Source organism: Microcystis sp. LE18-22.4A (genome assembly GCF_027531105.1).
In the GTDB taxonomy this organism is placed as follows: Bacteria; Cyanobacteriota; Cyanobacteriia; order Cyanobacteriales; family Microcystaceae; genus Microcystis; species Microcystis aeruginosa.
Genome location: NZ_JAPZRB010000269.1, coordinates 1 through 6307 on the forward strand (window position 1 = coordinate 1; position 6307 = coordinate 6307).

The 6307-nt window shown below is 39.3% G+C and carries 6 protein-coding genes; 2 read left to right on the forward strand and 4 right to left on the reverse strand.

Annotated features, from left to right (window positions below; genetic code table 11):
• Nucleotides 1-651: RNA-guided endonuclease InsQ/TnpB family protein (locus tag O9295_RS12500; protein ID WP_288033133.1), on the forward strand; the 651-nt coding region annotated here is incomplete at its 5' end.
• A 229-nt stretch (nucleotides 652-880) separates the two neighbouring features.
• Here O9295_RS12500 and O9295_RS12505 read toward each other — a convergent pair.
• Both O9295_RS12505 and O9295_RS12510 read right to left on the reverse strand, forming a co-directional pair.
• Complete coding sequence (locus O9295_RS12505) at nucleotides 881-1309, reverse strand: Imm30 family immunity protein (protein ID WP_190720290.1); 429 nt, start codon at nucleotides 1307-1309, stop codon at nucleotides 881-883.
• A gap of 14 nt (nucleotides 1310-1323) precedes the next feature.
• Nucleotides 1324-1596 (reverse strand): hypothetical protein, encoded by a 273-nt coding sequence (locus tag O9295_RS12510; protein WP_002760442.1) that lies wholly within the window; start codon nucleotides 1594-1596, stop codon nucleotides 1324-1326.
• Between the two features lie 910 nt (nucleotides 1597-2506).
• On the opposite strand from O9295_RS12510, the gene O9295_RS12515 reads away from it, so the two are divergent.
• Nucleotides 2507-2647: a hypothetical protein gene (locus O9295_RS12515; protein ID WP_002760440.1), complete on the forward strand. Its 141-nt coding sequence runs from the start codon at nucleotides 2507-2509 to the stop codon at nucleotides 2645-2647.
• A gap of 152 nt (nucleotides 2648-2799) precedes the next feature.
• Here the strand turns inward: O9295_RS12515 and recQ are convergent, their stop codons facing one another.
• Both recQ and O9295_RS12525 read right to left on the reverse strand, forming a co-directional pair.
• Nucleotides 2800-4911 (reverse strand): DNA helicase RecQ, encoded by a 2112-nt coding sequence (recQ, locus tag O9295_RS12520; RefSeq protein ID WP_288033134.1) that lies wholly within the window; start codon nucleotides 4909-4911, stop codon nucleotides 2800-2802.
• A gap of 144 nt (nucleotides 4912-5055) precedes the next feature.
• Entirely contained in the window at nucleotides 5056-5667 is a 612-nt protein-coding gene (locus tag O9295_RS12525; RefSeq protein WP_012263842.1) for a DUF3318 domain-containing protein, read from the reverse strand.
• Between the last annotated feature and the right edge of the window lie 640 nt (nucleotides 5668-6307).

Below are 6307 nucleotides of genomic sequence, written 5' to 3' on the forward strand. Positions count from 1 at the left end.
GATTTAGGAGTTAATAACTTAATGGCTGTAACTACAAATCAAACAGGTGTAGCACCTCTTTTGGTAAATGGCAGACCGTTAAAAGCAATTAACACCTTCTACAACAAACAACGTTCCCGCTTACAATCTCAACTGAAAACCAGAAATAATCAACCCTCATCTAAGAGATTGATATTCCTAACCCATAAACGAAACTGTCGAGTAGAAAATTATCTACACACAGCCAGTAAAAGAGTAATAGATTGGTGTATTCGACCTCAAATAGGGACATTAATAATTGGGCATAATGAGCGGATAAAACAATGTCTTAATCTAGGAAAAAGGAATAATCAACAATTTGTTAATATTCCCCATTATAGATTAATAGAAATGTTAACCTACAAAGCTCAATTAAAAGGAATAAAAGTCATAATAACTGAAGAATCCTATACCTCACAATCCAGTGCTTTAGATAGGGATGAGTTACCTAAATATGGTGAAGAAAAACCATTATTTAAGGGAAAAAGGTTAGCTAGGGGACTGTATAAAATGGGAACAAATCAGTTGTTAAATGCCGATGTCAATGGGTCATTTAACATCATTAGAAAAGTAATTCCTGATGTCATTGACCAGGGAATAAAGGGTTTGCCGTTTAATCCGCTCCGTGCTTGACCCACTACGAATGACTAAGCTTTCAGGCTTTTAAGTAAGTTTGAGTAAGTTTAGTTGAGCGGTTTACTTTTGATTTTATTACCCAATCCAGGCTTTTGGGGGGTTGGGGGAAGTCACTGAGTCTCAAATTAAATTAATCAAGGTTGAACAAATGCCAGAAAAAGCGACATTTTTTAAGGGATTACAGATACCAAAATATCATTTTAATTTCTATAAGTCATACAAAAATTTAGGTTAAGATGACCTCCGAGGATGAATTAATATAATTTTTGACGCTTTCTAGTAAAAGTTGATACAAAAAATGAGGTGTTTTTTGATTGGCTAATTCCAGACTATTCTGATAAATTTTAACAGCAGATTCATCATTAATCATTCGATAGTGAATGATTTTTGTCCATTCTGGTGCAGTTATCATTAATTGAGGAATCACTTCAATAAAAGCTTGTATTTGTTGTTGGGGTTCAAAATCTTCTAAAAAATGCACTAAACTAAACATAATTTCAGGATGTTCACAGTTATCATCTAGGATAAGATGTAAGTCTTTTAAATGTTTATCATCAGGATATTTGGTAAGTTTTTCTAATGTTTCCTCAAATAAGTTAATTTCTTGGGATGTTTTCATTAAGCGATTCTCTTGTAGTATTTTTATTAAATTCATGGGGTTGTTGCTCCTTAATCAAAAAAGGTTGACCAGGTAGTTTTATTAAGTTGAATGAGTTCTTGTAATCCCTTTCTAATATCTGCATTATATAATCCTTGACCTAGATAAATTGAGCGAATATCCCAAACTTCTTGTGCTAAGGTTTGTCGAGGGGAAAGGGTTAAGTCTGGACTTTTACCATAAGATAAGGTTTGACGATGACGACCTCCTTTTCCGGGGGATAAGTGTTCCATCATGATAGCAATTCCTTGATTAGTTGTGTAACCTTTGATTTTCGCTTTCATATACGCATTGGATGGTAGATGATGAGGGGTTAAGTTATCTCCCCTACTACCTAATTTTAACAAGTCGCCGTATGTCCCGACTTTTCCTTCTCCTGTCAGTAGTTTAAATTGAGTGATGTTGTCTCCTTATGATTATTTTAGGCCATAGGTTTATCATAGGTGAATAAAAATCTTATCGCTCTTCTATCTCGGAAAATCCCTGTCAACACATAAGTGCTGAAACTCTTATTTTATAAGCGAGCGCTCGCCTATTTTCTAACAACAACTCGAAAATTTAGTTTCTGTTAGTTATTGATCACCCGAAAGCTTGCCCCGAAAGAAAGCTAGAATTTAGACACGATCAGAGCTTTTTCCTGATAATTAAGCTTTATTGACATCCTCACCGCCGTAAACGGACGGTGATTCCCAACCCAAAAAAGTAAGGCAGACCTTAGCCTACCTTAAAACAAAGCGAGGTTGATCAACTTTGAGGATGCCGATGCGGATGCAGTGGATGGAATTGGTCTATTACCATGTATTGTCGATTATAGCAAGGGTTTTGCTGGTTGTATAGATTCAAATAACAAATAATTGTAAGCTTTACCATAGATGTTAATCTATATATTGAGCCGCAAGGACTATCTCTCGTCAAACTGGGTTTCAACCTAAACCTCAGTTCGGGATTAGTCAAAATTCTGAATGTTCTCCTAGCTGATAAACCCTATTCTTTCGTGGAACTGATGGCAAAATCTCTTTAACCGTAACTAACCTTGATTCGGTAAAGATTTTCCTCCTCTCGATCGCCTCGGAGAATTGTGCTGTAAGATATCTTCAGTTTGAATTGTTTATCCTCGCAATCGTAGATGAGAATAAATTTCGGTAGCTTTTGCGGCAATAGATCAATAATCTCAGGAAATTAACGGTTAATTATATGAATTCTGCTAAAATTATCGCCATTATCACGGGAGCAATTTCGATTTTAATCGCCGTTGCCTATTTAATCCTAGTCCAGATTCTTGACTTTCGTAGCGAGATGATTCCCGCTCCCCTAGAAGTTATTTTTCCCGGATGATAAAAATCGGGGTTGAAAATTTTTCAACCCCGAAAAAAGCAATTTTTGAGCGGATTAACCCACTGGTTGTGATACTAAATCTGGTTGTTAAAGACTGATTATCTATTATCGCTTTTAAAGTGGAGGGTTGCATCAAAAGAGTTGCTCTAGCCCTATTGCCGGGGTCGTCTTTGCCAAGCAACAACTAATTTAATTTCCTCATAACTATAATTATCTCCCAGATTTTCTTTGAGAGTTTTCAGGGATCGATCACCCACTTTTTCGATCACTAAACGAATATATTCCTGTTTATTTTTAGAGACTAACTGATTAATATCAATTTCGTAACCCGCTTCTAGCAATTTAGCTAAATGTTCATAGATGGTTGAGACTTTTAAGCTTCTTTTGCGAGCGATTTCTTCCGCATTCAACCCATCTTGATAGTATTGGAGAGTGAGGAATTGAGTAGAGGGAAGACTATCCTGACAAAAATCATTAATTGCCGCTATAAATATATCCCCATACTGTTGTACTTTACTGTGTACTACTCCAGAAATTTGACGAAACTGCCCCAAATTCCGGGGTTTCGATTGGGCCATCAAACGCAGACTAGAATCATGGAAAATAACGTAGGGAGGAACCCCTTGACTATCGGCAATTTTTTTCCGCAGTTGCCGCAAGCGCTCGAATAATAAATCACTTTCCACCATATTGGGATTGTCGTCTCCCACGATTTGACCGTTAGCTTTTTGGGGGACGGCAATAAACACGGAACGTTGTTTCCGCATCACTTCCCAACTGTGTTGATTCAGTTTCAAGATTCTAAAATCGTCTTCAGTTTCTACTAATATATTTTGCTGGACAAGGGAACGACTTAAACGTTTCCACTCCTCCACAGTTTTATCTTTACCGATGCCATAAGTAGATAATAAATGGTGTTGATATTGGGTGATTCTTTCACCTTTTCCTCCCCTGAGTACGTTGATTATGTGCATCATACCGAATTTCTGTCCCGTCCGCGCCACACAGGATAAAAATTTTTGTGCTTCGATCGTCCAATCCTGGTTATTTGTACCATTCCGACAGTTATCACAGTTACCACAGTTACCCGCAAAACTTTCTCCAAAGTAACCTAGGACGCTCGATCTTCTACATTCAGTCCCTTCAGCATAATCTAACACTTGTCGCAATTGTTGACGAGCTTTCTGTTGTTCATTTTGCTCGGTTTTTTGGTTAATAAAATACTCAATTTTTCTGGCATCTGCAAAGCTAAAAAAGAGGGTACATTTAGCTGGTTCTCCGTCCCTACCCGCACGGCCTGATTCTTGATAATATCCCTCTAAATTGCGGGGTAAATCGTAATGAATGACAAAGCGTACATCCGGTTTATTAATCCCCATACCGAAGGCAATTGTTGCCACCATAATCTGCACATCATCCCGAATAAAACGGGTTTGATTGTTACTTCTTTCCCGATCCTCCATACCCGCGTGATAGGGTAGGGCATTAATACCATCTTTTTGCAACTGTTCAGCAACTTTATCGACGGTTTTGCGGCTGATACAGTAAACTATTCCTGCTCCTTTTTGTCCTTTAATATATTGATACAATTGCTGATAAGATTTACTGGTTTTAGGTTGAACTTCATAATAAAGATTAGGACGATTAAAACTAGCAATATGAATGGAAGTATCTCGCAATCCTAATTGTTGGATAATATCTTCTCTAACCTGTTGGGTAGCGGTGGCAGTTAAAGCCAGAATTGGCACGGAGGGAAAGCGTTGACGAACTTGTTTAATTTGTCGATATTCAGGGCGGAAATCATGACCCCAATCGGAGACACAGTGAGCTTCATCCACTGCTAAACAGGCTAAACCGAGGTAATTATCAATAACAGCTAAAAAATCTAAAAAACTAGGCGATAACAATCTTTCTGGGGCAACATATAACAGTTTAATTTTTCCTTGCAGGATTAAAGATTCTCTTTCTCTGACTTGTTTAGCGTTTAAAGTGCTATTGAGAAATGTTGCCCCGATGCCATTATCAGCTAAAGCAGTTACTTGATCCTGCATTAAAGCAATTAGGGGAGAAACCACCACCGTCACCCCTTTTTTGATTAAAGCGGGTAGCTGAAAACAGAGAGATTTACCGCCTCCGGTGGGCATAATTACTAATAAATCCTGATTGTTTAAAGCAGCCTCAATTATTTGGCGTTGATTCGGTCGAAATTGATCGTAGCCAAAGTGATATTTTAAGGCTTTTTCTAAAGAGTCAATTGCAGCCATTGGGCAAAGGGAAAAATATTTTTATAGTAGTTATTTTAAGTTTACAGACTCTCTGATTTTAGGGAACAGGGAACGCCGGAATGGGTGACAGAGGGGGGGGAGATTACCTATTGCCTCCTGACTCCTGACGACCGGCTACTGACCTTAAGATTGTCTCACCTGATCGGGAACACCAACAAAGGAGAGATTGGCTAATTTTTTCAGATTTTGACAGCGCAATAACTCGTTAAAATTGAGACTCGATCGCCCCTCAATTTCAGCTATAGTCTCAATAGCCGATAATAAACCCTTAGCGGCCTCGGTTTCCGTGTAACCGCGTCTAACGGCCACTTTTAGGGCCGCTTCATCCGCATCTAATTCCCGTTGGGGGCTGCGTTTTTCCCGCCAAATCCGGTTAATTGCCAAGGCAGTTAAACCCCCCGCTACTGCCATACCGACGGCATCGGTTTGCAGGGTTTCCACGGTTAAACCGATCATACCAGCCAGAGCAATTAATCGATCGAGATCGGGTTTAAACCATTTTACTGCCGTTAAAACAGAGACGGCCCTTAACAAGACTAGATCCCGTTGGGGTCTTGATAATTGCCGCCAGAGGTCAAAATTAATTTGAATCGGTCTGACTCCTCTTTGCCAGGGCAGGGGAAAATTAGTTTCGATTACCTTGGTGCTTTCGGGTTTGCTGACAATGCGCGTCATCATCCGTCCCGAAGCAGGCATGAGGTCTAGTAAGTGACTAATCTCGTTGTCTTGGTTCATCGATCGCCGGCCAATAGTCTTCGATCATTGAGTATAATCGCTTTCTGAGCTAATATCTCTTTTCCGACAATTTTCTCAACGAAACCGCATGAGTCCCTACTGTTCGGCTTTGAGGGGTTCGATGCCCCAAAAATCGCCAATAAATTCTTGCATCTTCCTCAAAATCCTCATGTATTGATTAAACCTCTTGCATAATTAATTTTTGAGGATTCAAAAACGGCAAAAACAAGGATTAAATTACATAAAATCTGGAAATAGACCGTTTAATTGATTATTATTCATTCTTAATTCTCCTGACTACTGACTACTGACTCCTGACTCCTAACCCTAACAACAATTTTTGATTTTTACAAGAGGTCTATTATTAATGAGGGGATGAAACAAGTCCTGACCGTATCTTGCCAACTCCAGGTAACACCCGAACAGGTCGCCGCTATCGAGGCGACACTGAAAGCGTTTGCGGAAGCTGGCGACTACGTTAACGGGACGGTGAAACCGAACCTGTTGACATCCTCGCCGCCCTAAAAGTGCGGCGATTCCTAAACCTCACGATTTAAGTTTCTGCTTCCACCACCGTCGCATACCACAGTTAAAAAACCATGTACTGTCTTACACAGAGTCCACAGACTTTCGCCCCATT

Coding starts and splice junctions, on each gene's coding strand:
- O9295_RS12515 (WP_002760440.1), top strand. CDS start 2,507: ATGAATTCTGCTAAAATTATCGCCATTATCACGGGAGCAATTTCGATT.
- O9295_RS12525 (WP_012263842.1), bottom strand. CDS start 5,667: ATGAACCAAGACAACGAGATTAGTCACTTACTAGACCTCATGCCTGCT.
- recQ (WP_288033134.1), bottom strand. CDS start 4,911: ATGGCTGCAATTGACTCTTTAGAAAAAGCCTTAAAATATCACTTTGGC.
- O9295_RS12510 (WP_002760442.1), bottom strand. CDS start 1,596: ATGAAAGCGAAAATCAAAGGTTACACAACTAATCAAGGAATTGCTATC.
- O9295_RS12505 (WP_190720290.1), bottom strand. CDS start 1,309: ATGAATTTAATAAAAATACTACAAGAGAATCGCTTAATGAAAACATCC.